Raw genomic sequence first — 24,000 nt, 5'->3', positions numbered from 1 at the left:
CGTTTTACTCACCAACATGACTACCCGCTCACAGTCCGAGGCCGATGCAGTGGCCGCCGCCGGTTTTTCCGAAGTTTACCAACCGGTAAAATCTTACCTGGATGATCTTGATGTCTTCCTGCAGTCGCAGGTGGAGCAGCTCGAGCCGGAAGTGCAGGAGCATGTGCGCTATGTGTTCGGTCACAGTGGCAAGCGCTTGCGCCCTATGCTCGTGGCTTACAGTGGCTGGCAGGGGCCGGCGGAAAACGCTGCGGCGGATCTGGTGACGCTGGGCTCGGTCATCGAGCTCGTGCATTTGGCAACGCTGGTGCACGACGATATTTTAGATGAAGCAGATACACGTCACCGACAGGAGACAGCTGCTAAAAAATACGGCCCAGCGGCTGCGGTATTGATCGGGGATGTGCTGTTTTCGCATGCGCTCAAGTTGGCGTCTGAGTTCGAGACCAACGAAGTCTGCCGCACGGTTGCACATGCGACGTCGCGCGTGTGTGCCGGTGAAATCGCCCAGACCTACCAACGCGGCGAGGTGAACTACAGTCGTGAGTTTTACTTTCGTGTGATTCAGCTCAAGACGGCTGAGCTCTTTGAAGTGTCGTGCCGTTTGGGTGCGAAGATTGCGGGGTATTCGGATGCGTTCAGCGAAGCTGCCGGCTTGTTCGGACGTCACGTGGGCATTGCGTATCAAATCTTTGACGATCTGGTAGATCTGTATGCCGACGAATCGATGATCGGCAAGACGCTCGGCACCGACCTCGATAAGGGCAAGTTCACACTGCCGCTCTTGTTGCTGCTTGAGAAATTACCTGAAGACGAGCGCGACAGCTTGATGGCACGCTTCAAGGCGGGCGACAAGACGGTGTCGGCTGACTTCACGTCACGCCTGCACGACTTTCCGATTTTTGACGAAGTGGTTGCTACCTTTGAAGGCGAGCTGGCGAAAGCAACGGATGCCGTGGCACCGTTCAGCGAGTTAGCACCCGTCGGTGCGATGCAGAAGATTGCGGAGTTGGTTCGGGCACAGTTGGGGCGGATTCAGTAAGGATCCTGGGCGAGGGTAGGGGCTTTGCTCGCGAAGACCGCGCAAAGGCCATAACCGTAAGAAGTTTGTTATGTTTCGAACGCTCGCGGGTGCCGCAAGCAGCACCCCTACACATTAGAGTTAATCATGAAATACACTGAGTTTAGAGATGCCATCGTAGCTGATTTGAAGGCAGATCCAGTTGGCAAGACTTGGAAAGAGCTAAAGCGTGATTTGAATTTGTCTTATCAACAGCCTTGTCCGGAGTGGATCGCACGGCTTGAAGTTGAGATCGGGTTGGAGCGTAGAGAGAAGCGAGGCAATGCTCTCGTCTGGAAATTAGTGGAGGCTTAAACATGGAATCTGAAACGATGAATGTCCTCTTTGTCTGCTCCATGAATCAGTGGCGCAGTCCGACTGCGGAAAAGCTCTACAGTAAGGTGCCTTTGATGAATGTCCGCTCTGCTGGCACGAGCTCAAAGGCACGTCGGCATGTTTCGCTCAAGGATTTACAGTGGGCGGATCTGGTGATCGTGATGGAATCGAAGCACAAGCAACAACTTGCCGCGGAGTATCGGCAAGCGTTGCGTGGCTGCGAGGTGCATGTCCTCGAGATTGAAGACCGCTACAAGTTTATGGATCCGGAACTGGTCGAGGAGCTGAAGTATGCGATCGATCCGATTCTGTAGTCCAGATCATCAAATGATCCACGAATCGCGTCCTCTATTCGCGGAAATTCGCGCGATTCGTAGTTGAAAAATGCAGAGCAACTGCACCGAACCGATGTATTCTAACTACGAATCCCACGAATCTACGCGAATGATTAATATCCTGAAGCCTCGCTCCTACGTTTCAGCTTAGAACTCGATGCGGCTGCCCATGGTGAAGTTGATCCCAGGCAGTGGTGCCTCGTCTTTGAGGTAGGACGTGCTGTAGCGAATTTCTTCATCGAGCAGGTTTTCTCCGCGGACAAAGAAGACGGCTGCGATGTTGTTTTTGAATTCGACGCGGCGGCTGAGGTCGACGTTGAGCTGGGTGTAGCCGTCGGTCTCGGTTTCATTATCTGCGACATTGTTTTGCTTGAAGGCATAGCGTAGTTCGATGCCAGCATCCCATAGTCCATGAGTCATTCCTAGTCTAGAGCCGACACGTAGTGGCGGGGTGCGTGGTAGGTCATCGTCGTCATCGTCGTTGAGTGCGCGCACGTAATCACTCATCAGGCTCAGCACGACGGAGCTCTCTGATGATTCAAATAGGGTGGTGTCAACGCTTGTTTCAAAGCCGTAGAATTGTGCATCGACGGCAACGAATTGATAGGTGTCGAGGTGATCGGTCTCGTAGCCGAGGTCTTCCGCAAATATATAATCGTCGAAGTAGGTGTAGAACACCGAGAACTCTGCCTTCCATCGATCTTGCCGCGTTAAGTAGGTTAGGTCGATTCCATAGGCGGTCTCTTGTTCAAGATCCGTATCGCCGATTTCGTATTGCTGAGTGGCCAGGTGTGGTCCGTCGGCATAGAGCTCTGTCGAGTTCGGGTTGCGCTGAGAGCGTTGTAACACCAAAGAGAGTTCATTGCTCGGGTTAATCTGCCAAGTGGCTGCAATCGCTACGCTGAGCGCGAGGTCGTCGTAGTCATCATGGACGCCTTTCGCGGTAATGTCGGAGCGCTCAACGCGGCCTCCAAATTCGTAGCGCATGACATCGCCATGAATGTGCTCACTGAAGAAGAGGGCCTGTGTCTTCGTGGTTGCTGGAGGCGTGAAGGCTTCTTCGCCCTTCGCTGAAAAATCGGTATCTGATAATTGAATACCGATCATACCTTCATCGATGATGGACCATGGGCTATGCACTGCTTCGGTGCGGAGCTCCCAACCTTCGTTTTCGAATTTTGTGCCGACCTCTGAACCTTCAATTTCTTTGTGCTGATAATCGGTGTAACCGAGTCGCACACGAAGGGCCTCGATACCTTCGAATGGCTCAGCGACCTCAAAGTCCATATCGTATTGATCGCTGTCGAGATCGATGTGCACGTTCTCATCATCATCGTGATGTCCTCCTCCTCCGTGGTCATGGTGTTCGTGCCCAGGCACGCCATACTTCGAGTCGTAGTGTGAATAGGCAAAGCCGATGCGGCTGGTCTCACCAAAGAACCAGCTGCCGCCGATTGAATAAGACTCGGATTCGAAAAAGCTGTTGTCGAGTGTGTCGCCTTCGCCGTCTTCCTGAGCATCGCTGGGGATCTCGTAGTCGTCGTCATTACGCTTGAGACCGGTGACTGAGACCGCCCAGTCGCCTTCACCCACGGTGGCGTAGCCTAGGTAGGTGTCGCCGTCGGACACGGTGCTGTGGCGCGCTTCGACGGCTCCTTCGATGTTCTTGTCAGGATCTAAGCGCTCGCGTGGCATCTCCTTACCGATGACGTTGACTGCGCCGCCAATCGCGGAGCTGCCATAAAGTAAGGTCGAGGGACCGCGTAGGATTTCGACACTGTCGGTGAGCAGTGGCTCGATCGTCGTGCCGTGGTCGGGGCTAATGCTGGAGGCATCGAGTGATTCGATGCCGGAGTTGAGGATACGCACGCGCGGGCCGTCAAAGCCGCGGAGGATGGGCCGGCTGGCACCGCTGCTAAATGCGCTGGTGCTGACGCCGGGTTGCCAATCGAGTGCGCTGGCAAGTGTGCCGCCAGTATCGCGTTGCAGTGTTTGCTCATCGATTACACTAACGGGTGCCGCATAGTCCTCGAGGGGATTGATACTTGAACCGGAGAAGACGACATAGTCCTCGAGTTCGTAGGTGGTTTCAGTGTCTTCGGCGTTCGCCGAGTAAAAGAGTGTTGTGGCGCATAGCAAAGCGCCACTTTTGATAAAAAAGTGATTCATTAATTGGACTGTAAAAGTTGTTACGCGTCACCGCATCGAGCGGTGACAGAGTGGTTTTAAACAACGATTAGAGTCGGGGGGCCTCGTGCAGAGTAAGGGAGGCTGGGGTGCTCATACCGGATGGATTCCTGATGGATCGATAGGACGGCAAGCAGTGAATCGCCGAGCTGTGGTAGTTCGACTGGTATGGAAAGCGTGGCTCCGGAGTGGAGGAGCGTAACGGCGCAGTAATGGTCACCGGACTCTTCGGATGACTTCGAATGCTCAGGGGCATGGTCGTGGTCATCGTGATGATGTTCGCATCCGGCGTCTGCGTGTAACCAGCTGTGCAACGTCGGGCTCGCACTGGCGAATGAGAGTAGCAATACCAGCATCGCCAACGCAGCTGAAATCGCTTGGTAGCGGTATCCTGCTGGGGTTTGTCTGTTTTGCTGGAAGTGTGTGCGCACGACTTTTGAGTATGGAGTCGATTGATTCTGTCAACGGGTTTGCTAAGGAAAACTTAGAGTCGCAGTGTTGTGTCTGTGTTTATTGGGTGGGGTAATACTATCCTTTGACATTTTCTGGTAGTATGTAGCCATCGAAGGGAAGACGACTGTGAATACTTTTCAGCTGTATTTGTTAACCGCCCGCTACGCTAGAGATCGCAGAGCACGCTGAGAGCTGACGCAGAGCATTTCACGCAGCCCTCCCCATCTCCTCGGCGCACTCAGCGATCTCTGCGGTTAAACCTTTTTACCAGTTTTAGTCGCATGTTGGTATCAGGCCGATGAGTTGAAGGTTTCGGACCGTAGCTGTGTGCTTTAGCCGCAGTTCTTTGCTGAGGCTCGGCACGCGGGCTAAAGCACCGCGCTACGGCTGACAGTAGCTACGGCTTCTAGCCGTTTTGCCTTTGGGTATGCAACGCGGCAGGATGCCGCGACTACTGTGTTAAGTTGGGAGGGATGGCCTCCGCTGCCTGCTGCGTTCTACGCTGCCGTCAGCCGAGCCTTAGCACCGATAATGAGCACTTGCACACTGAGCGGACGAGGATCGTCCCTCCCGCTATTACGCCTGCTCCGCTTCCCACGCCTTACGGCGTTCATCAGAGAAGCCGGCAATGCGGCCTTCGTCGAAGTCGATCATGTCCATGACGCTGTCGACGACGCCGATCATTTCGGGATGTCCCATATTGGTGAGCGATTCGGCTAAGAATTCGCGGCCCATTTCAGTTTGTCCCTTGTGGGTGACTTCGCGGTTCCACTCCACAGCGTTGAGATTTTCGGGGAAGAATTCACCGAGCAGTCGGTCGAGTTCGATCTCGTCCTCGCCAGCGGCTTCGACGGCAGCAAGCACTTGCTTCGGGTCGATGCCGAGGTGCATAGAAAGGAAGCGGTCAAAGCCACGGCAGAAGTTTTTCTGATAGGACTTTGGCAATTCGCCAGCGAGGTGTTTGCGGCACTTGGCGATGAAGCGCGGCAAGTGAAGTAGCCCGCAGGGGTGGGCTTCGAAAGGAGAGGGCAGGTCGAAGCAAATTTCGCCTGTGGGTCCGAGATCTTGGTCAGTCATGGCGCGGAGCTTGAACGTCGAACTTCAAACTTCCAACTCTGAACATCGAACTTTTATCGTTCTGATTCCTCGGAGCTAGGTGTGGTGTTCGTTACTTTAGCCGCTTCAACAGGAATGTGCACTTCGGCGCGTTTCAGGAATCCTATGGTAAAGGGGCCGTTCCAGTAGATCCCGCGTGCAGCACCTGTTGCGATCCATTGGTCTTGCTCGGATAGCCACGTGAGTAATTCGGCTTTGGCTGCTTCGAAATTCTTTGCGCTGTAACTACCGCGCACTCCGAGGCTGAGCACGGTGCGTTCGGGCAGTTCGGTGACTTGCACGCGCTCTGTATCAGAGAGTTCGCTGTCATTGTAGTCTGCTCCGAGGTAGAAATACATAATGCCGGGCTCGATTTCGGCTTCGACGGGGATCGTCATCGCGATGTCGTTGTCTTGAATATAGCGAAAGAGCGGGCGAAACAGGCCGTTGTTTTCTTGGAAGTAATTGCCTTCGCCGTGCGTGGCAATGAGTCGAGCAGCAGGGAGTGTTTTGACTTCGATGGTGCCGACAGGCGTTTTGTCGAAGGCGCTTTCGTAGGCGGACATAATGTGGAGTGGTAGTAGGCAGATGCAGAGAGCGAGGAGTATTTTCATACTAAAATATCTGTGTTTGCTGCTTTGACCTTACAGGGAGGTTTGGCGGTCGCGCGCATCATATTTTGTGAAAAGTGACATGCCTCATACGAACCTGTTGTATGTGGGGGTTACTCGGGGAGGGACGGCCTCCGCGTTTGCCGCGTTCTACGCTGCCGTCAGCCGAGCCTCAGCACAGAACCAAAGCACTCAACCAAAGCACCAGCACACCGCAAGACGAGGCGGAGCTCGTCCCTCCCCAATGGATTGAGCTAGAAATCACAATTCTCGATGAGCGGCAGTATGGCTGAACTGTCAGCGTTGAAGTCGGGACGGCTTTCTGTGCATTCCGCCGTTGCCAGCGCGGCAGAACTGGCGTGAATTTGTGGGCATGGAATTGATGGTTGCACTTGTGGTTGGAGTTTTAGTGGGCGCAGGTCTAGTATTTGTATTGTTGCGGAGTGGTTTTCAGCGTTCGGAGTCGGCCGCGGATGCCGCACAGGACGAGTTACAGGCTTTGCGTGCGGAATGCTCGTCCGTTCGGGAAGCGCTTGCTCGAACGGAGGCTCAGTATGACGCTGAACTTAAGGCGGCGGCTGAAAAGCTGGCTCTTTTGGAAGAGGCGAAGGCGAATCTGCAAGATAGTTTCAAGGCGCTCTCTTCGGAGGCGCTTTCTAAAAACAACGAATCCTTTCTGAATTTGGCTAAGACCACACTTGAGAAATATCAGGAAGGCGCGAAGAGTGATTTGGCGAAACGTCAGGAGGCGATCAACAAAACGGTGGAGCCTGTCGGCGAGGCGCTTAAAGTATTTAATGAGCGGGTGGCGAAGATCGAGCAGCGTCGCACCGAAACGGATGCGAGTTTGCAGCAGCAGCTCAAGCATTTGGCTGAGTCGCAGGTGCAACTCAGCCGCACGACGGGCAGTCTGGTGCAGGCCTTGCGTGCACCGCAAGTGCGTGGGCAGTGGGGGGAGATGCAGCTGCGCCGCACGGTCGAGATGGCGGGCATGATCAACTATTGCGATTTTGAAGAGCAGGCCTCGGTTGAGACCGATGAGGGGCAACGCCAACGCCCTGACATGCTGATTCGCTTGCCCAACGAGCGCGTAGTGGTGGTGGACTCGAAAGTGCCGCTCGCTGCGTATCTCGATGCGCTACAATCGGAAGATCCGGATGTTCAGAAAGAGCGAATGGTGGCACACGCACGTCACATTCGTGAGCATATCAAAGGCCTGTCGGCGAAGTCGTATTGGACGCAGTTCGACAACGCGCCCGAGTTTGTGGTGCTGTTTATTCCGAACGAAACGATCTTTAGCGCCGCTCTAGAGCAAGACCCGCAGCTGATCGAACTAGGCGTGTTGAACAAGGTGATCCTTGCGACGCCGACCACACTGATCGCCTTGCTCAAAGCCATCGCCTACGGCTGGCAACAAGAGGCCGTGGCTCGTGAGGCCAAGGAGATCGCTGCGCTCGGCAAAGAGCTCTATGAGCGCATCGGCGTGGTGGCGGGGCATTTTGCTAAGGTAGGTAAAAGCCTCGGGCAGTCAGTCGACCACTACAACAAGGCGGTCAACTCCGTGGAAAGTCGCCTGTTGGTGACCGCGAAGAAGTTTGAGGCGCTGGATAGTGCGTCGGCAGATGCACTGCCGGAAGTGAAAGGTATCGAGAAGTTGCCAGCGTTGCCGAAGGAAGTGGCACCGGTTGACGAATAGTGGACGGATCATGGGGAGAAGCGTTGATCCCCGTCATCTCTCGCTTCTCAACAACAATACAACCATATTGTTGTGTCACTTATATACTGTTTCAGCGACTGATTAGTTTGATGTGTTTATGAAACTGTAAAACATAAGCATATCGGGTTGACGTGTCGTTTGCATCGACACATGTTTTAGACGTGTCGATGTAATTCTATTTTATAATCATGTCTTGTGATCCTAATGTTCCCTTTAATGATTTGCCGCCGCTTCCGCCCGCTCTGGAGTTGGAAACGACGCGTGTGCTGAAGCAGTGTATACGTTCGCGTGCTGTGCTGGCTGAGTTGGAGCAGGCTGGCGACTTTTTGCCTAATAAGGCTTTGTTGATCAACATAATGCCTTTGTTGGAGGCGCGAGCTAGTTCTGAGATCGAGAACATCGTGACGACGACGGACCAATTGTTTCGTGGTTCTTTGCTTGAGCAAGCGACTGATTCTGCAACGAAGGAGGCTCTAAATTATCGTCAGTCCTTATACGAGGGATTTCAGAGTTTGGCGTCACGACCACTGTGCACTGCAACTGCTGAGTTGGTTTGCTCGGTAATCAAAGGCAAGGAAATGGCGGTGCGTAAGTTACCGGGCACGGCGCTCGGCAATGATGCGACTGGCACGATTGTCTATACACCCCCAGTGGGTGAGGATGTGATTCGAGATAAATTGAGCAATTGGGAGCATTTTGTTAATCTGCCTACAGATTTAGATCCTTTGGTGGTGATGGCGGTGGCTCACTATCAGTTCGAAGCGATTCATCCGTTTACGGATGGCAATGGTCGAACGGGGCGTGTGCTCAATTTATTGTATCTAGCGCAGGCAGGTTTGCTTTCGACTCCGATTCTTTATCACAGCCGTGGTATTATGAGACGAAAGTCAGAGTATTATGAAAACCTGCGTGGTGTGACGTTTCAAAACGATTGGGAATCGTGGATCATCTATATACTGGAAGTGGTTGAAGAGTCTGCGATTTGGACGAATCGCAAGATTCGTGCGATTCGTGATTTGCGTGTGCTTACGAAGGCGCGTTTGAAGGCTGAGTTGCCGAAAATTTACTCGGCAGAATTGCTGGATGTGTTGTTTCATCAGCCATATTGTCGGATCGCCGATTTGGTAAATGCGGGGGTCGCAAAGCGTCAGGCTGCTGCGACTTATTTAAAGCAATTGGTGGATGTGGGGCTACTCTCTGAGGAGAAAGTTGGAAGAGAAAAGTTGTTCATCCATAAGTCCTATTTAAAGCTGCTATTGAAGGATTCAAAATGACTAGGCCCCCGGATCCTTGCTGGTCGGAGCCTTACCCTTTCGGCGGCTTCCCGTCTTCTGAAACTTCCAGAGCCTCTAAAAGCTCGGCTTCAGTGACGCCAAGTGTGGCTGCGGCTTGTGCGAAATCGGGTGGGCCTTGATCGGGGGATCCTAGAGCGATCATCAGTGCGTTTTCTGTGACGCCCAGTTTTTCAGCGGCGGCGGCAAAGTCGGGTCTTGGGCCGCGGCCTCCGCCAGGGCCGCCCCTGCTCGTTTCGCCGTCCTTGAACGCGACGATACGGTGTGGGTCGATGCAGCTAGGATCACCATCCGGCGTTTCGGTGACAGAACCGCCACGCACTAGGCGCACATAGTTGTAGCGGTGAATTTCGGGATCCCGCTCTGTAAAATACGCCTCTGACTTCGGCACAAAAACGACGGATCCTGCTCCATGTAGGTCGTTGCCATCGGGGTCAGTGTTGTAGCCTGCCGCCAGAACCCACGCATAGACGGAGCCGATCTCGACGGCACCATCACTGCCTTCAATTGGGTTGGAGGTGCTCGACCAGTAAAAAGGATAATCTATTTGATCTCTTATATTGGTGAGCTGAGTTAGCTGAAACATCGTGGTGTCCATGGCGGGGAAGGTGCCTGAGTAATCGGCAATACTTTGTAATTCCTTAGCATTGGGTAAACGCCAGTCATCGTAATCCGCAGTGGTGGCTGCTTCGGCATAGGCCAGTGCTGCCTCCCAGCTGATGGCTTCACCATTGTCATTCTGGCTCCACATCAAGCCAGTCGCGTTATCGGTTATCGTGCGGTCGCCGTTGTCGACGAAGTCGTTGATGCCGTAAGATGTATTGCCGCGAACCGCACGCACGAATCGGTTGCCATCCATCGCTTTGATATGGCCGGTCCAATCGTTCACGATAAAAGATGGATCGCCTTGGATCTGCTGGTTCTGATATTCGCTTTCGACTAGATAGCGGTTGCTCGTCCATGAGTGGTGCTGACGTTTGTCGGAACCATTGCCTACCAACTTAAAGTAGTGTGTGTCGACCCAGGGCCAACCTTGTGAAAAATCACGAATCGACCATAATTCTTTAACGGTTGGCAAGCGCCAGTCATCATAGCCGCCAAGTTCTAGATCTTCGCAGTAGGTCGCGGCATCTGACCACGAATGGTCGGAAGTGGATAAGTCTCGAGCCCATGTGAGGCCAGTGACGTTGTCCGTGATCGTGCCGTCACGGTTGTCGGTGTAACTTGGTAGGTTGCCAGTGTATTGGGCATCCTGGCCATAGAACGCTTCCTCTTCGGCGGGTGGCCTCATTCGTTGAATGTTGTCGTAGGTGAGACCTTGGTTCGTGTCGACAATCGGGTAAGTCAGTTCTGCGTAGGTAGCTGAAGTAAGGCTTGCGCAGGCGATGCCTGTTACGATCCAAGCTCTCGCTGCAAAGGGTTTCTGTGAGTCATTCTTGGCTGAGGTGCTTAATGCTGTTTTCTGTCTCATATTTTTATCCGGTGTCTAGGTTGTGGTTGGGGGGTGATGGCGGAGTGCGACGCCGATCTTATCTGCGTGGTGGTGGGCCAGAAGGGACTTCGTCGACGCTGATGTAGCCGTCCTGGTTAGTATCGCTCTGAGCGAAATGTTGGTCTGGTCCGTCGAACTCTTCTTTGGAGACACGACCATCTCCGTCTTTGTCTAGTGTCGTCATAAATTCTGCAGCAGTGAGGTGCTTGCCTTTACCGCGCCCCTTTGATGGCTTCGTGCCTTTACAGGCAGAGAGCGTGAGCAAGGCGAGTAGGGGGAGGATGAGTATTCGTTTTGTCATGATGATCTCTTTTTGATTCACTGTTTTTGGGGGTGCAGCTGGGGCGCTTGAACGATGGCGTTCGTGGCTCTAGATCGCGATTGGATCGGTGAGGAATGTTTTGTGAGTGAAGAAGTCGAGTTGAGCGTCTTCCGCGAGATCACGCAGTTGCTTTAGGTTCGAGCTGTCGGCGGTGATCGTTGGCCAGTCATTCTCGTTGACGAGTATGCCGACAACGGCGCAGGAATGGGCTTCCTTTAGTGGCAGCTAGGTGTGGCACCATTCTAGTATCCAGTCTGCGATGGGGTGCCCCTCCTTGATGGCGAAAGCGATGATGTCTGCACCGAGAGCAGAATGATATACAGAATCGCTTAACATTTTGAGGTGAATGGATTCGAAATTCCATATATCGAATTTTAGTGGAATTTCCTGGTGTATAATTTGCGTAATGTGGTCGAAGAACTCGGTGGCATAGACACCGGATTCGAGTTCATCATAAAGTAAGAGGACGCGGGTGCTGCTCGGGGGAATGACCATTGGATTATTGGGTTTTATTTTAGTAACGTTTTGCTGCTAGGCATGCATGTTGATGTATTCAATTATGCATATGAAGATGACAGCAGAGTAGGTGGTAAAATGAACCTTTTGTAATGATTCACATCGTGCGTAATGAGCACGCAGGCTTGGGGGAGAGCCGATCATTGTAAGTCTAGTTCGTGGCTTGACTTATACTCGGCTCAAACTGGACTGATTGCGTGCCCAACAACGAACCAGATCCAGTTGAATTCGAGATCAATGATGAGCTCGATTTGCATACTTTCCGCCCTTCGGATGTGGGAGACTTGGTGCCGGACTACATTGAGCTGGCTCTGGAGAAAGGGTTTAAGCGTGTGCGCATCATTCATGGTAAGGGCATTGGCACTTTACGCACGACGGTGCATAAGCTCTTGGAGCGCGATCCGCGAGTGGAGCGCTTCGAACTTGCTGGCGGTAATGAGGGCGGCTGGGGCGCGACGATTGCTTGGCTGAAGTGAGGCTCTGTTTTCTTTGATATGAAAAAGAGGCTCATCGCGATTTCGTGCTTAGTGGCTGCCTGTTATGTCTTAGGATACGGGATTGTCAGAGAGCGAAAGTGCCTTGTGATGACAGAGTATCTTTTGAAAGAAGAACGATTGCGCGTCAGGGAGGTTGATCGTGGGTTTGATATTCGGACGAATGCAAGAGGGCAGCTGAAGAACCAAATGAATGGATATGTGGAAGTGGTTTACTTGCCGCTTTCTATCGTCGAGACGCTTGTTCGCGGTGGCACGGAGTCGATCGATCTCGATTCTGAGTGACGAATGCGCTGTGGCTGTGCTGCCTTTTTGTATGTTCAATTTAACGTTTGTTTTGACATTATTGTATTTGTTGTCAGGGTGCTGGCTGAACCTTAACCCTAGGACTTTTTATGGAAATTGTGATGATAGTGGTAGGAATTGCGCTCGCGGCGGCTTTAGTGCTGGCCTTGGGCGTATATACGGTCGGTCCGACTGAGCGTGCTGTGTTGACGTCTTTTGGGCGTGCACAGCGCATCGGCAATGAGCGGATCGGTGATGATCCTGAGTTAGGGCCGTTACTGACTGAGGAGGAGAAGAAACGCTATGATTGGCCGGTTGTGCGTGTGATCAAGCCGGGTGGGCCCTATTTTAAATGGCCTTGGCAAAAGCTGACGAAGGTCGACATGACGATTCAAACCACGGACATCATTTGGGATCCAGATATTGATCAGGATGCGATTGATTCGGTGACCAAGGACAATCTAACGGTTGAAATCTCTGGGCAGATTCGTTGGCGCCCCTGTGAGCGTAATTTATATGCGTATGTCTTTGGGGTGCGCGCTCCACGGGCGCATATTATGGGCTACTTTATTTCGGTGCTGAGAGATCGTATTGCGACCTTTAGCAACGAGAGTGAAATCGCTGTGGGCGTTGAAGTGGCTGAGGGGATTTCGATCAATGATCTGCGTAAGAACCTATCGAGCATCAACCAATACATGGAGGAAAGCTGCGTGAAAACTGCAGTGCGTTATGGGATTGAGCTGGATGCGGCATTAATTACCACGATTGATCCGCCATCGGAGGTGGATGAAGCATTGGCTTCGATCAACACGACGAGCAACAACGTGGCAGCCGAAATTTCTCAGGCAAAAGCGGAGGCGGATCAGACGCTCAAGATGGCAGAGCAGGCAGTGCAGATTGCTGAAAATCAGGCGAATGCCGAAGCCGCGCCATTGCTGGAATTGTCAGAAACACTGACAGGCATGTATGCGAACGGGGGTCGCGAGGCACTCGATTCGTATCTCAGAAATGCGTCCTTACCGCTACGCGAAAAGGCGTCCCAAACCATTGTCACATTAAATTCAACCAACTCATAATCTGATGGAAATTATTGCTTATCTTATTGCCGGTTTCTTCATTGCGCTGATTGCAGTGCCTTCTGTCTATCGAATTGGGGGAGGGTTGCAGTTGTGGCGAATCGTCCCAGAGAAGACGGTATTGGTGTATACTTTGTTTGGGAAAGTCATCGGCACGATGGAAGAAGCCGGTGTGAACTTTCCAATTCGAAAGTTCGGGCCACGCAGCTTGTTGGTGCCGTATTTCGGCAAGGTCTATACCGTTTCAACTAGCATTCATCAGTATTATTTACGTAATCAATTGGTGAACTCCGAGGAGGGCGCACCGATGGGCGTTGGTATCTGGTATGAATGTTACGTGAGTAATCCGACGGCCTATCTGTTTGAAAATTCGGAGCCGGTGCGTTCGCTTTCAGCCAATGTGTCGACCGCAGTGATCAAGCAGCTGTCGAACTTGAACCTCGATGTTCTATTGGAAGATCGCGATGCGCTTTCACGTAAAGTGCGGGCAGAAGTCTCACCGACCTCGCAGCAATGGGGCTTTACGTTGGGTTCGACTTATATTCGTAAAGTGGCGTTTCGCGACGAGGGCATGATTAAGGAGATTGAGCGCAAGGTCGTGAATCGACTACGACAGGTGACGGCTTCCATGCGCCAAGAAGGGGAGAATCGTGTCGCCATTATTCGGTCGAATGCCGAAAAGGAGGCCTCGCGCCGCTTAGGTAAAGCGCAAGCAGTGCGCCCGCAGATTGTCGGCGAAGCTTTGTCTGAAATTCGTCAGAATCAGGAAGTCGCTGAGGTGCTGTTTGAGCTGTTAGATCTGCAGGCGACTTTGAAGAGCAAGGGCAAGATAACCCTGAACACGGGCGAGCCGCGCGGCGGTTCTGGAATTTTGGTGAATGTGTGAGTTCCTGTTTTTGCGTGCGAATTAAAAAAATGAACATTCAGAGCAAACTGCGTGAGGTTCAAGACTGGTCAAGTAATCGGAACTGGCGAATCAACTTCATCTCACATGCGGAAGAGAATAAACCAATGGTCAATGGAATAGACAATCCAGCGGGAGTAATCTCACTTATTGGCATGTTTCTTTTCATCGGTGGTTTTGGATACATTATGATTAAAAGAGGATCAGTGTCTGATTTTACGACTCCATTATCAGCATGCGTGGTCGGGTTTATAATGGCGGCATTGGGATCGATTTTGCACAGCAAAATAAAAAAAAAGGTTGGGTAACTGTGGAAGCCACATGTATTGATCACGAAACTAAACTTGGGCGAACGCCTCAAAACGCTCATTTATGGGCTCTTCGAGCTCTATGTAAATTTGAGATCGATGGAGAGGAAATACAATGCACTCCAGAAATCACTTGGCCTGAGAATAAAGGCGAAGGATGGAAACGAGAATTCATTTTGGAGGACGGTAACAGCATCGCTTCTTGCTCTCTTCTGGTCAATCCAAGTAATCCGAGAGAGGTCCAATTTCATCGCAGCTAAAACCCAAGTAGTTAGCATGCTCAAGCCCTTTCGAGCTCTCACTACCGGGCTGAGTCGCTTTGACGTTATTCGACTGTCGCTAGATCCCGTATCGACTGGCCTTCGATCAGGACGTCTTCGATCACGGCTTGGCCGTTGAGGATACGGACTGCGACCCAGCAGGTGTCGGCTCGTGAGGCATCGCGGGCGATGCGCTCGGCGCGGGGTGCTTTGGCCTCGTCCATGTAGAAGCGTGTGAAGGGGATGTCGATGCGTAGGCCTTTATAGATGCGCTTGCGCTCGTTATCTGGATCATCGTCTAGTTCTTCCCAACGGATGGATCGCCCAAGCGCGCGGGTGTTTAGGTAGGCTTCGGTGTCGCTTGGTTTGTCGTCGGACCAGTGGCTGAATTGTGCAAAGCCTTGGTCGTCGATGCTGACCGTCGCATAACCATGGGTTTTGTAGTCAATCGCGTCGGCCTCTTGTTCTGTTAGTCGCACATAGTCTTGTTCGATGCCCAACCACACGTAGCGACCTTGAAACGGATCGGCGGGGTCGATGGGTTCGGTTTTGAAGCGGAAAAGTTCACCTTCGCGTAGCACGGTCTCGCGTTGCTGAATCATACGAAACGGCACCGCGATCTGAGCCAGAATCAACAGGCCGAGGAGTATGACTCTAAGCTTCATGGGTGTGTGCCCTTCAGTTGCTGCTTTTTGCGAGCCATGACGAGATTCGTGGCGAGGAAGGCGCTGCCCATGAGGATGAAGGCGATGCCGCGGGCGAGAAAGCCGAAGTCGCTATCGAAAAAGCGTGTAATGAGTAGTAGCCCGAGCACGGCCATGCCGTAGTTGACGAGGCGCAGTTGCGTGTGGCGGCAGCCTTGCACGAGGTAAGCGAGGCCGAGTGCCAGCATGTAGGCGTTGAAGAGCAGGGCGTTGATTAGCTCGGCTTCGCTGAATGCTGCGAGGGCGAAGCTAGCTAGTGCAAATAGCGGGAAGGAGCACAGAATTATGATGGGCAACGAGTCGCGGCGGAGGGCTTTGACTGCGGTGAGTCCCCATGCGATTGCTAGCCCTAGGACTAGGGCCGAGTCGCACCAGATGCCCCACTCTTGGTGGCCCCTGTAATGGCGCGTATAGTGCCAACCGATGTCATGCCAGACGTCATGCCAGGTGAAGATGTAGGTCAGCACGGTAATGCCCGCGAGTCCGACGGTGAGCAATGGATTGCGCCAGCCAGATTCGCTCGGGAAAAGTCGCAGGCCAAGCAGCCCTGACAGGCTGAGGAAGAACGCGTAAGCTACGATCCACATGCCTGGAATGGTGCGTTCGAGGACGATTCCTAGTGCAATCGGCAGCATGAGTATCAAGCCCCAGAGTGAGAGCAGACCGTCGTGGGCTTGTTGGCGAATGAGTCGGACGACATGCACCAGCGCAGGAATGAGTAGCAGCCAAAATCCGACAGCGTGCCCGTATTCGTCCTGAGCTACGCCGCTCCAGCTGCAAATCAGCGCGATATAAAACAAATACGCGCCGGTGGAGGGCAATAGGAACATGAGTGGCATCACTAGCAGTGCCCAGACAAGTAGAAACCCCGGAGTGTTGCTCGGCAGGTGATACGTTTGCCCGATCAGTGCGATGCAGGCTCCGACGGCTAAGCTATGAAAGATGCCTGCGGATTCGCGTAGCCCAGTGCCACCGCGTCGGAGCGCGAGCGCGCTGAGCGCTGCCCCGATGATGAGCGGGCAGAACGAGAGCACGGCTCGGGTGGGGCGAGATAGAGCCTCCCAGTTGTGCGCGAAGAGTAGAATAATGCCACCGCCGATCAGTAGCGCCCCGAGCACAGCGAAGGCGATGGTTGCCCAGTGCGTGCGGATTTCGAGCTGTGTGCTGTAGTAGTTCTCGAGCCGCTGCCGTGCGTCTGTAGAGAGAATGCCTTCGTCCTCCAGCGCGGGAAGCTCTTGGAGTAGCCATTGTCGATACTTTGACGGGATTTTTCGCATAGAGGCGGTAACTGCAATGACTGTCTAGCATTACGTAATTTATGCAACGTTCAATTCTGACCTGGATCGACTCAGCCTGCTCACCCTCATACATTTGTGGCCCTGTGTATATAGTGCAGGAAACACACTTGCCAGCGGGCAGGAGTTTCACCATTTTCTGACCTTTTTCGCGGTTTCGGTGTCCTCTGTGAGCTGTTGTCGCCAAAATTTTCATTCAGTAACCGTATATAATTAGATCTCATGATCTCAGCCATTCTCAAAAAGTTCTCCGGACGTCACTATAAGAAGTTCCTTAAAAAGTGTCAGCCAATTATTGAACGTATTAACGCATTTGAAGTTGAATACCAGTCGCTTACGGAAGAGCAGCTGCGCGCTAAGACTGCAGAGTTCATGAAGCGCCACCAAGATGGTGAGTCGCTCGATGATTTGTTGCCTGAAGCCTTTGCTACAGTGAAAAATGCGGCGCGCCGTATGTCTGGTAAAGAGTTTGACGTGTGTGATCACATGTTGCCTTGGAATATGGTGCACTACGATGTGCAGTTTATTGGCGGCATCGCGATTCACGAGAAGCATATTGCGGAAATGGCGACGGGTGAGGGTAAGACGCTCGTTTCGACCTGCCCATTGTATCTCAATGCACTCACAGGTCGCAACTGTCAGTTGGTGACGGTCAATGACTACCTTGCTCGTCGTGACTCCGAGTGGATGGGCCATCTCTTCCGCATGCTGGGGTTAACGGTCGGTTGTATTCAGAATAGTCAGCCGCCGCAGGTTCGTCGCGAGATGTATGACTGCAATATTACCTATGGCACCGCCTCGGAGTTTGGCTTCGATTACCTACGTGACAATGGTATGACCAGCAACAAGGAAGATCAGGTGCAACGTGATCACTATTTCTGTATTATTGACGAAGTTGACTCGATTCTCGTCGATGAAGCTCGCACGCCGTTGATCATTTCCGGGCCGATGCAGGATGATAATCCACTACCATTTGGTGAAATTAAGCCGACCATTCAGCAACTAGTCGCGAAGCAGCAGGCGTTCTGTAACCAACTGGTCGCCGAAGCAAAAGAGACCCTCGAAACCGAAGGTGCGGACGCAGATGCGAAGTATGCAGCCACCGCGAAGCTCTTTCAAGTGAAGCTTGGCATGCCGAAGAACAAGCAGTTTCACCGTCTTAACGAGGTGCCCGCGATCCGCCGCGCGATCGACAAGTTCGACCTCGAGATGAATAGCGATTTCAATAAGAAGGAGCGCTACGCCCTGAAGGAAGCGCTCTTCTACGTGATCGACGAGAAGAATCAGCAGGCCGACCTTACCGAGAATGGCCGTATGCTCATGAGCCCGGACGATCCAGATGCCTTTATGCTCCCGGATCTTCCAGAGATGTTTATCGAAATCGATAAGAACGAAAAGTTGGCGACACCAGAGGTGAAGCATGAGGCCAAGCTGGCCGCGGAGACCGTCTTCCAGCAAACTAGCGAGCGTATCCATTGCATCAGCCAGTTGCTTCGTGCTTACAGTCTCTATGACCGCGACAAGGAATACGTCGTGCAAGAGGGTAAGGTAAACATCGTCGACCAAAACACAGGCCGTGTGATGCCAGGTCGCCGCTGGTCGGATGGTCTGCACCAAGCGATCGAGTCGAAGGAAAATTGCACGATCGAGAAGGAGACAAAGACTTACGCGACCGTCACAATTCAGAATTACTTCCGTATGTATGAGAAGTTGTCTGGTATGACTGGCACCGCGGAAACTGAAGCTTCCGAGTTTCACGAAATTTATGGGCTTAAGGTGATGGTTATCCCAACTAACAAGCCGTGTATCCGCATCGATATGAACGACGTGATCTTTAAGACACGTCGTGAGAAGTTTAATGCAGTAATTAAAGAGGTCGAAGCAGCGCACAAGAAAGGGCAACCCGTCCTTGTGGGCACCGCATCGGTTGAAGCCTCTGAAGTATTGAGCCGTATGTTGAAGCGATCAAACATCGGGCACAGTGTGTTGAATGCAAAGTTTCACGCGCAGGAGGCTGAGATTGTCGCGAACGCTGGTCGTAAAGGCGGCGTGACGATCGCTACAAATATGGCGGGGCGCGGCACCGATATTAAACTGGCTGAAGGTGTGCCGGAGCTTGGCGGCTTGTTCGTCGTTGGCACCGAGCGTCACGAATCACGCCGTATTGACCGTCAGCTACGTGGCCGTTGCGCGCGTCAGGGTGATCCAGGTATGTCGAAATGCTTCGTGTCGCTGGAGGATGATCTCATGCGTTTGTTTGCAAATGCTGGACCGATTTCCCGTATCCTTGAGAAGTCAATGAGCGAAGGCGAAGAGCTGGAGCATCCGGCTTTGAACTGGTCGATTGAGAATGCGCAGAAGAAGGTGGAGCAGCAGAACTTCTCGATGCGTAAGCGTTTGCTACAATTCGACGATGTGCTCAACACACAGCGTGAAGTGATTTACGGTATCCGTAACGAAGCGATTCAGTCGGACACACCGCGTGACATCATTTATGAAATGATCGAAGAGGAGCTCGATATTCGCTTAGAAGGGATCGATGGGGATAAGGATGGTGAGGCAGTTGAGAACTTCCTGACTTGGTTGAATGCTTACTTCCCTGTCGCATTGAAGGCCGAAGAAATCGTGGACAAGGACTCAGAAGCGCAGCAGGCATTTATTCTGGAGCGCATCCAAGATGCATATAAGCAACGTGAAGAGTTTGAGTCGAAGGAAGCGCTTGTTGGACTGGAACGTTACATTGTGATTCGTTCGCTGGATCGCCGTTGGCAAGATCACTTGACCGAGATGGAAGAGCTTCGCCGTAGTGTGAACCTTCGCAGCTACGGTCAGAAAGATCCGCTAAGCGAATACAAGAGCGAGGCGTATGGCTTCTTCGAAGAGTTGATGAATAATGTCCGCACTGAGATTTGTAATGCCGTGTTCCGCACTGCGACCAATCAAGATGCGTTCCAAAACATGCTCGCTCGTATGTCGCAAACCGCTCAAGTCGCGGGTCCAGGAACCGGGCAACCGCAGGTTGGTGCACTCGCAGGCGCTGCTGCACAAGCACAGGCCGCTCAACCCGCTCAACCCGCGCCGCGTAAGCAAGTCGAGCTGCCCAAGGTGCAGCCGGTTCGCCGTGAATTGCCAAAGCTTGGTCGTAATGACACCGTCACTATCCGTAAGAACGGCGAGACGAAGGAGCTGAAATTCAAGAAGGCCGAGGCGATGATCCTCAACGACGGTTGGGATCTCGTGCAGAAGTAAGCGCACGAAGTATTCGTATTGTTTTATCAAAAAGCCACCGAGGTGATTTCACCTTGGTGGCTTTTTTTGGGCTCATCGTCGAAGACCGGGAGCGGACTCGTTGGGCAGTGAATCACTGAGATGGAACGAAGCCCAACTGTGTTGTGGCACGGGCTTCTCGAAGAGAGCCTGTGTTGTGCCGTAGAAGCGGCTTCTATACTCACGCGCAGCATGATTTGTGAAAAGCGCCTTCATGCTATTTCGCTATCTTGCTGTAGGGGCTTTGCTTGCGAAGACCGCGCAAAGGCCACACACATAGGAAGTTGTAAAACTTTAGCTGCCTTCGCGGGTGCCGCCCTTCGACAAGCTCTGGGCCTTGAGCCTGTCGAAACGGCAAGCAGCACCCCTACGCTAGATTCTTCAATTTCACCAATCACAATTTATCATGCGCGGCAGTATCGCCGCTTTGAGCGATGTTGCGCAAGCGCCTAGAAGGCGCTTCTACCCGAGCAGGTGCAGTCTACTTAAAGAGCTCATCCCAGACCATGTCTTCCATTGAGCCGCTGGTTTTTCCAGGCGCTTTGCTTGGTGCTGGTGCACTAATAGCTGGCTGCTGCTCATAGAGGTAGGCGGCAAAGGCTTGATCCTCTGCCGAGAGCATACTGACGGGCACGTTGAGCTCTACGCCGTCTGCTTGGCGCCGGACTTTTAGTGAATCTGCCTTTACCTCTAGGACTTCGGCCACGAGCTTACGGTCATTGTTGTCGAAAAATGTTTGGACGGTCTCCTTCGCGCGCAGTGCGAGCGGGTCTTCGATTGATTCTGGCTGTGGCGCTTGCTCTACGATGACTTGTGGCGGGTTAGTGGTATCGGAGAGAGTGGCGATCGGTGCTTCTTCTGCAATGGCTTCGCTCACTGCAGGTGCTGAAGGTTGAGACTCCTTGCCTAATTTATAGCCGGCAAAAAAGCAGAGCGCGGCAGTGGCTAAGAAGAGAATGAGTGAGACGAAACGCATCATGAGTTTTTTTGGGTGGGGAGGTTGAGTGTATGAAGCTGCAACGATGCGTAGAATGCATGAATTGAAAACAATTTTCTAACAGTGATTTTTTATGAGTGTTGTCATCTCGGGCAGATTTAGAATCCTGCTCAATCAAGGCGTTACGCATAATTGAGGTTAGACCGTATGATTAAATTTCCAGAGCAAACCGATGAATCCCCCGTTGAGGAATTGGATGAGATCCCTGTCGTTCAGCGTTCACCACTTTGGGGCCTATTGGCCGGCTTGCTATCCGTTGTGCTATGGGTGCTCTCAATACCACCGTTTGAATTCGCGGAGGCGGCGTATATCGCGTTTATCCCGCTGATCTTGTGGCTCTACACGCACCCTTCACGGCGGTTGTGCGTGGTGGTGGCGATGGGCACTGGCTGGGTGGCTTGGTTCGCGATCTTGGTTTGGCTGCGTCATGTTACGTTCTTTGGCACCGTGGGGCTTTCTGCGATTCTTGCTGCTATTTTCACACTATGGGTCTTGCTGGTGCACTGGCTATTGCCGTTGATTGCTGACCGTTCGTTCCTGGTTCGAGCTTTGGCATTTGCTGGGATGGCGGGCGCTTGGGTCGTGCTGGAGTGGTCACGCACGTGGCTTTTGTGGGGATTTCCGTGGGCGCCGCTGTCGCTCAGTCAGTGGGAGCGTCCGGTGGTGCTGCAGATCGCAGCATGGACGGGAGCATATGGTCTATCGTTTTTGCTAGTCTATTTCAATTTCTGCATCGCTCAGACCTTGCGCAATCGGGTGGTGGTTAAGAAGCGTAAGCTGTGGTCGGGCTGGTTTAGTCTGGATTTGTATGTGGCGATGGCGCTGCTGGGTTTGTGTATCTTTGTGTTTCTCAAGTCGCTGCCGCAGCGGGGCTCTGATGTTACTTTATTCACCGCCGCAGTGGTGCAGCCTTATATTACGCCAGAGCTAAAGTGGGATGAGGATCGAGAGGTTGAGAATCTGGAGATTCTGGAGCGGCAGACTCAATTTGTTGCCAGCCTTGAGAGTGATCTAGTGCTGTGGCCAGAGGCGGCGACACCGTGGCCAGTCATGGGGAATGCTCACCTACAACGGCGTGTCGAAGCGCTGGTAAATGATATAGATAAGCCGATTTTGATGGGGAATCTGGCGGTCGATCGCGAGACCGAGCTCTGGTATAATGGGGCGTTTTTGGTCGAGCCAGAGACGGGACTCTCAGATGTATTTTACGTGAAGCGTGAACTGGTGCCATTTGGTGAGTTTGTGCCGTCGTATTTGAGCTTTATCCAAAAGGTGGTGCCAGTCGGTGGCAGCTTTGTGCCAGGCACTGAGCCTGGGCTGATCGAGATGACTTTTGGTGAGAATACAGTCAAGATAGGCTCATTAGTCTGCTATGAAGATGTATTTCCTTCGTTGGCTCGGGAAAGTGCGCAAGCGGGCGCGCAGGTATTTTTCGTTGCAACGAATAATGCGTGGTATGGTGAAGAGGGGGGGGCGCCTCAACATGCGGCGCACTCTGTATTGCGCGCGGTGGAGAATCGTCGACCAGTGATGCGTTGTGGCAATGGAGGCTGGAGTGGTTGGATTGACTGTTTCGGCACGATCCGCGATGTGCTGGTTGATGAGAATAATAGCGTCTATTTTCGCGGCGGCGGCGCTTATACAGTGGTGCACTACGAGCAGTGGATGCGGCAGCAGAGCTTCTACACGCGACATGGCGATTGGTTTGTCGCGCTGAGCGGTGGATTTGTCTTGGCTGCGATGGCGCTTGGATTGTTGCTTAAGAAAAACGGCAGCTAAAGCAGCCGATCCTTTACTAGCACTGGGATAAGCTGCCGCCGGAAGTTCGGCTCATGCGCCCACAAAAAAGCCCCTCGGCTGAAAAAGGACCGAGAGGCTTCATTTAACAACAACTTACCTAACTGAAAAAAACTAGTTGCTTGCGGCTTGCTCGGCGAAGAACTCCTGTAGGACTTCCATACGCTTTTGCTGGATGTGCTCTTGATGCACTTCAGTTTTACTGCGTTGACGTTCATTCTCCGTCATGATGCGACGCATCTTGTGGATGGCGATTGTCTGAATCTGGCGCACGCGCTCGCGAGTGATGTCGAATACCTCACCCACTTCTTCGAGGGTGAGCGGGAGGTTGCCATCAAGGCCGAAGCGCAGGCGGATGATTTCACCTTCGCGCTTATCGAGTAGGCTGATGACGGATTGAATGTCGTTGTGAATGGACTTCTGCTGGAGGTTTTCCAGCGGAGTCGTCTGGTTTTCGTCGCCTACGAGTTCGCCGAAGCTGGTATCGCCGTCTTCGCCGACGGGTGCATCGAGCGAGGAGGGGCGGACGCTGACTGACTTCAGGTGTGCCACTTTGTTGACTGGCATGCCCATTTCGTAGCCGATCTCTTCGTCTGAGGGCTCGCGGTCGAGTTCGTCTGCTAAGGCTGCGGTGATGCGGCGCATTTTAGCGATCTTGTCGACCAAGTGCACCGGCAGGCGGATGGTCTTACTTTGATTCGCGAGGGCGCGTTTGATGGACTGTTTGATCCACCATGCGGCGTAAGTGCTGAGTTTGCCTCCCTTTGCAGGGTCAAAGCGTTCGACTGCCTTGATCAAGCCGATGTTGCCTTCGCTGATTAAATCGAGCAGTGGCAGGCCAAAATTATTGTAGTCGTGGGCGATTTTTACGACGAGTCGTAGGTTTGCCGAGATCATGTGATCGCGGGCAGATTTGTCGCCTTTTTGAATGCGACCAGCAAGAGTGACTTCTTCTTTCGCAGTCAGGAGCGGTGTTTTGCCGATCTCCTGCATGTAAGTGCGCATGACGTTTCGATCATTGGAAGGCAGTGCGCGCACATCGGTAACTGCTTCTACTTCCTCTGTTTGAGCCCTTGGGACTCGTGAGCTGGTTTGAGTTAAACGGTTACGAGAGCTCGATTTTACCAGTTTCTTGTGCATAGTAGGGTAGTTAGGATAGGTTAATATTTCTGTCTGCGCGACTTTGTTAAGAGCCGA

At 52.7% G+C, this 24,000-nt stretch carries 24 protein-coding genes; 13 read left to right on the top strand and 11 right to left on the bottom strand.

What is annotated here, in order from left to right; genetic code table 11:
- The first annotated feature begins 16 nt into the window (after positions 1–16).
- The 3 genes from GZZ87_RS04475 to GZZ87_RS04465 all read left to right on the top strand — a co-directional run bounded on the left by GZZ87_RS04475 (position 17) and on the right by GZZ87_RS04465 (position 1,710).
- The gene (locus tag GZZ87_RS04475; protein ID WP_244648133.1) at positions 17–1,042 is read left to right on the top strand and encodes a polyprenyl synthetase family protein; all 1,026 of its coding nucleotides are present in this window, start codon (positions 17–19) and stop codon (positions 1,040–1,042) included.
- A 126-nt stretch (positions 1,043–1,168) separates the two neighbouring features.
- On the top strand, positions 1,169–1,375 hold the full coding sequence (locus GZZ87_RS04470; protein ID WP_162026231.1) for a hypothetical protein: 207 nt from the start codon (positions 1,169–1,171) through the stop codon (positions 1,373–1,375).
- A gap of 17 nt (positions 1,376–1,392) precedes the next feature.
- On the top strand, positions 1,393–1,710 hold the full coding sequence (locus tag GZZ87_RS04465; protein ID WP_162026324.1) for a phosphotyrosine protein phosphatase: 318 nt from the start codon (positions 1,393–1,395) through the stop codon (positions 1,708–1,710).
- 168 nt (positions 1,711–1,878) lie between these two features.
- Here GZZ87_RS04465 and GZZ87_RS04460 read toward each other — a convergent pair whose 3' ends face one another.
- The 4 genes from GZZ87_RS04460 to GZZ87_RS04445 all read right to left on the bottom strand — a co-directional run bounded on the left by GZZ87_RS04460 (position 1,879) and on the right by GZZ87_RS04445 (position 6,080).
- Positions 1,879–3,900: a TonB-dependent receptor gene (locus GZZ87_RS04460; RefSeq protein ID WP_162026232.1), complete on the bottom strand. Its 2,022-nt coding sequence runs from the start codon at positions 3,898–3,900 to the stop codon at positions 1,879–1,881.
- Between the two features lie 56 nt (positions 3,901–3,956).
- Positions 3,957–4,349, bottom strand: coding sequence for a hypothetical protein (locus GZZ87_RS04455; protein ID WP_162026233.1), 393 nt, complete (start codon positions 4,347–4,349; stop codon positions 3,957–3,959).
- 598 nt (positions 4,350–4,947) lie between these two features.
- On the bottom strand, positions 4,948–5,448 hold the full coding sequence (locus GZZ87_RS04450; protein ID WP_162026234.1) for a DUF5069 domain-containing protein: 501 nt from the start codon (positions 5,446–5,448) through the stop codon (positions 4,948–4,950).
- 53 nt (positions 5,449–5,501) lie between these two features.
- Entirely contained in the window at positions 5,502–6,080 is a 579-nt protein-coding gene (locus GZZ87_RS04445; RefSeq protein WP_162026235.1) for a heme-binding protein, read from the bottom strand.
- Positions 6,081–6,217: 137 nt separating this feature from the next.
- Here GZZ87_RS04445 and GZZ87_RS04440 point away from each other — a divergent pair, with 137 nt between their 5' ends.
- The 3 genes from GZZ87_RS04440 (at position 6,218) to GZZ87_RS04430 (ending at position 9,068) form a co-directional block, all read left to right on the top strand.
- Positions 6,218–6,370, top strand: coding sequence for a hypothetical protein (locus GZZ87_RS04440; RefSeq protein ID WP_162051176.1), 153 nt, complete (start codon positions 6,218–6,220; stop codon positions 6,368–6,370).
- Between the two features lie 80 nt (positions 6,371–6,450).
- Positions 6,451–7,773: a DNA recombination protein RmuC gene (gene rmuC / locus GZZ87_RS04435; RefSeq protein WP_162026237.1), complete on the top strand. Its 1,323-nt coding sequence runs from the start codon at positions 6,451–6,453 to the stop codon at positions 7,771–7,773.
- Between the two features lie 209 nt (positions 7,774–7,982).
- The gene (locus GZZ87_RS04430) at positions 7,983–9,068 is read left to right on the top strand and encodes a Fic/DOC family N-terminal domain-containing protein (RefSeq protein WP_162026238.1); all 1,086 of its coding nucleotides are present in this window, start codon (positions 7,983–7,985) and stop codon (positions 9,066–9,068) included.
- A gap of 31 nt (positions 9,069–9,099) precedes the next feature.
- On the opposite strand, the gene GZZ87_RS04425 is transcribed toward GZZ87_RS04430, so the two are convergent.
- The 3 genes from GZZ87_RS04425 to GZZ87_RS04415 all read right to left on the bottom strand — a co-directional run bounded on the left by GZZ87_RS04425 (position 9,100) and on the right by GZZ87_RS04415 (position 11,395).
- Positions 9,100–10,557 carry a DUF1566 domain-containing protein gene (locus GZZ87_RS04425; protein ID WP_162026239.1) on the bottom strand — a complete coding sequence of 486 codons (1,458 nt, stop codon included), beginning with the start codon at positions 10,555–10,557 and terminating at the stop codon, positions 9,100–9,102.
- 58 nt (positions 10,558–10,615) lie between these two features.
- A complete protein-coding gene (locus GZZ87_RS04420) occupies positions 10,616–10,879 on the bottom strand; it encodes a hypothetical protein (protein WP_162026325.1) in 264 nt (87 codons plus the stop codon).
- A gap of 246 nt (positions 10,880–11,125) precedes the next feature.
- On the bottom strand, positions 11,126–11,395 hold the full coding sequence (locus tag GZZ87_RS04415) for a hypothetical protein (protein ID WP_162026240.1): 270 nt from the start codon (positions 11,393–11,395) through the stop codon (positions 11,126–11,128).
- 218 nt (positions 11,396–11,613) lie between these two features.
- Between GZZ87_RS04415 and GZZ87_RS04410 the strand changes: the two genes are divergently transcribed.
- From GZZ87_RS04410 to GZZ87_RS04390, 5 genes are all read left to right on the top strand, one after another.
- On the top strand, positions 11,614–11,892 hold the full coding sequence (locus GZZ87_RS04410; RefSeq protein WP_162026241.1) for a Smr/MutS family protein: 279 nt from the start codon (positions 11,614–11,616) through the stop codon (positions 11,890–11,892).
- 108 nt (positions 11,893–12,000) lie between these two features.
- The gene (locus tag GZZ87_RS04405) at positions 12,001–12,195 is read left to right on the top strand and encodes a hypothetical protein (RefSeq protein ID WP_162026242.1); all 195 of its coding nucleotides are present in this window, start codon (positions 12,001–12,003) and stop codon (positions 12,193–12,195) included.
- Between the two features lie 110 nt (positions 12,196–12,305).
- Complete coding sequence (locus GZZ87_RS04400; protein ID WP_162026243.1) at positions 12,306–13,271, top strand: SPFH domain-containing protein; 966 nt, start codon at positions 12,306–12,308, stop codon at positions 13,269–13,271.
- Between the two features lie 4 nt (positions 13,272–13,275).
- Positions 13,276–14,157 carry an SPFH domain-containing protein gene (locus tag GZZ87_RS04395; RefSeq protein ID WP_162026244.1) on the top strand — a complete coding sequence of 294 codons (882 nt, stop codon included), beginning with the start codon at positions 13,276–13,278 and terminating at the stop codon, positions 14,155–14,157.
- 29 nt (positions 14,158–14,186) lie between these two features.
- Positions 14,187–14,483, top strand: coding sequence for a hypothetical protein (locus GZZ87_RS04390; protein ID WP_162026245.1), 297 nt, complete (start codon positions 14,187–14,189; stop codon positions 14,481–14,483).
- A 325-nt stretch (positions 14,484–14,808) separates the two neighbouring features.
- Here the strand turns inward: GZZ87_RS04390 and GZZ87_RS04385 are convergent, their stop codons facing one another.
- Together GZZ87_RS04385 and GZZ87_RS04380 are read right to left on the bottom strand one after the other, a co-directional pair.
- Positions 14,809–15,408 (bottom strand): GDYXXLXY domain-containing protein, encoded by a 600-nt coding sequence (locus GZZ87_RS04385; RefSeq protein ID WP_162026246.1) that lies wholly within the window; start codon positions 15,406–15,408, stop codon positions 14,809–14,811.
- Positions 15,405–16,724 carry a DUF2157 domain-containing protein gene (locus tag GZZ87_RS04380; RefSeq protein WP_162026247.1) on the bottom strand — a complete coding sequence of 440 codons (1,320 nt, stop codon included), beginning with the start codon at positions 16,722–16,724 and terminating at the stop codon, positions 15,405–15,407. Before GZZ87_RS04380 ends, GZZ87_RS04385 begins: the two co-directional genes overlap by 4 nt.
- A 240-nt stretch (positions 16,725–16,964) precedes the next feature.
- Between GZZ87_RS04380 and secA the strand changes: the two genes are divergently transcribed.
- Positions 16,965–19,991, top strand: coding sequence for a preprotein translocase subunit SecA (gene secA, locus GZZ87_RS04375; protein ID WP_162026248.1), 3,027 nt, complete (start codon positions 16,965–16,967; stop codon positions 19,989–19,991).
- A 499-nt stretch (positions 19,992–20,490) separates the two neighbouring features.
- Here secA and GZZ87_RS04370 read toward each other — a convergent pair whose 3' ends face one another.
- Positions 20,491–20,988 (bottom strand): hypothetical protein, encoded by a 498-nt coding sequence (locus GZZ87_RS04370; protein ID WP_162026249.1) that lies wholly within the window; start codon positions 20,986–20,988, stop codon positions 20,491–20,493.
- A gap of 165 nt (positions 20,989–21,153) precedes the next feature.
- Between GZZ87_RS04370 and lnt the strand changes: the two genes are divergently transcribed.
- Positions 21,154–22,785, top strand: a complete 1,632-nt coding sequence (lnt, locus tag GZZ87_RS04365) for an apolipoprotein N-acyltransferase (RefSeq protein ID WP_162026250.1) — start codon at positions 21,154–21,156, stop codon at positions 22,783–22,785.
- Between the two features lie 132 nt (positions 22,786–22,917).
- Here the strand turns inward: lnt and GZZ87_RS04360 are convergent, their stop codons facing one another.
- Complete coding sequence (locus GZZ87_RS04360; RefSeq protein ID WP_162026251.1) at positions 22,918–23,943, bottom strand: sigma-70 family RNA polymerase sigma factor; 1,026 nt, start codon at positions 23,941–23,943, stop codon at positions 22,918–22,920.
- Positions 23,944–24,000: the final 57 nt, after the last annotated feature.

This window comes from Lentimonas sp. CC4 (assembly GCF_902728235.1).
In the GTDB taxonomy this organism is placed as follows: Bacteria; Verrucomicrobiota; Verrucomicrobiia; order Opitutales; family Coraliomargaritaceae; genus Lentimonas.
This window is presented reverse-complemented; position numbering and strand designations above follow the sequence as displayed.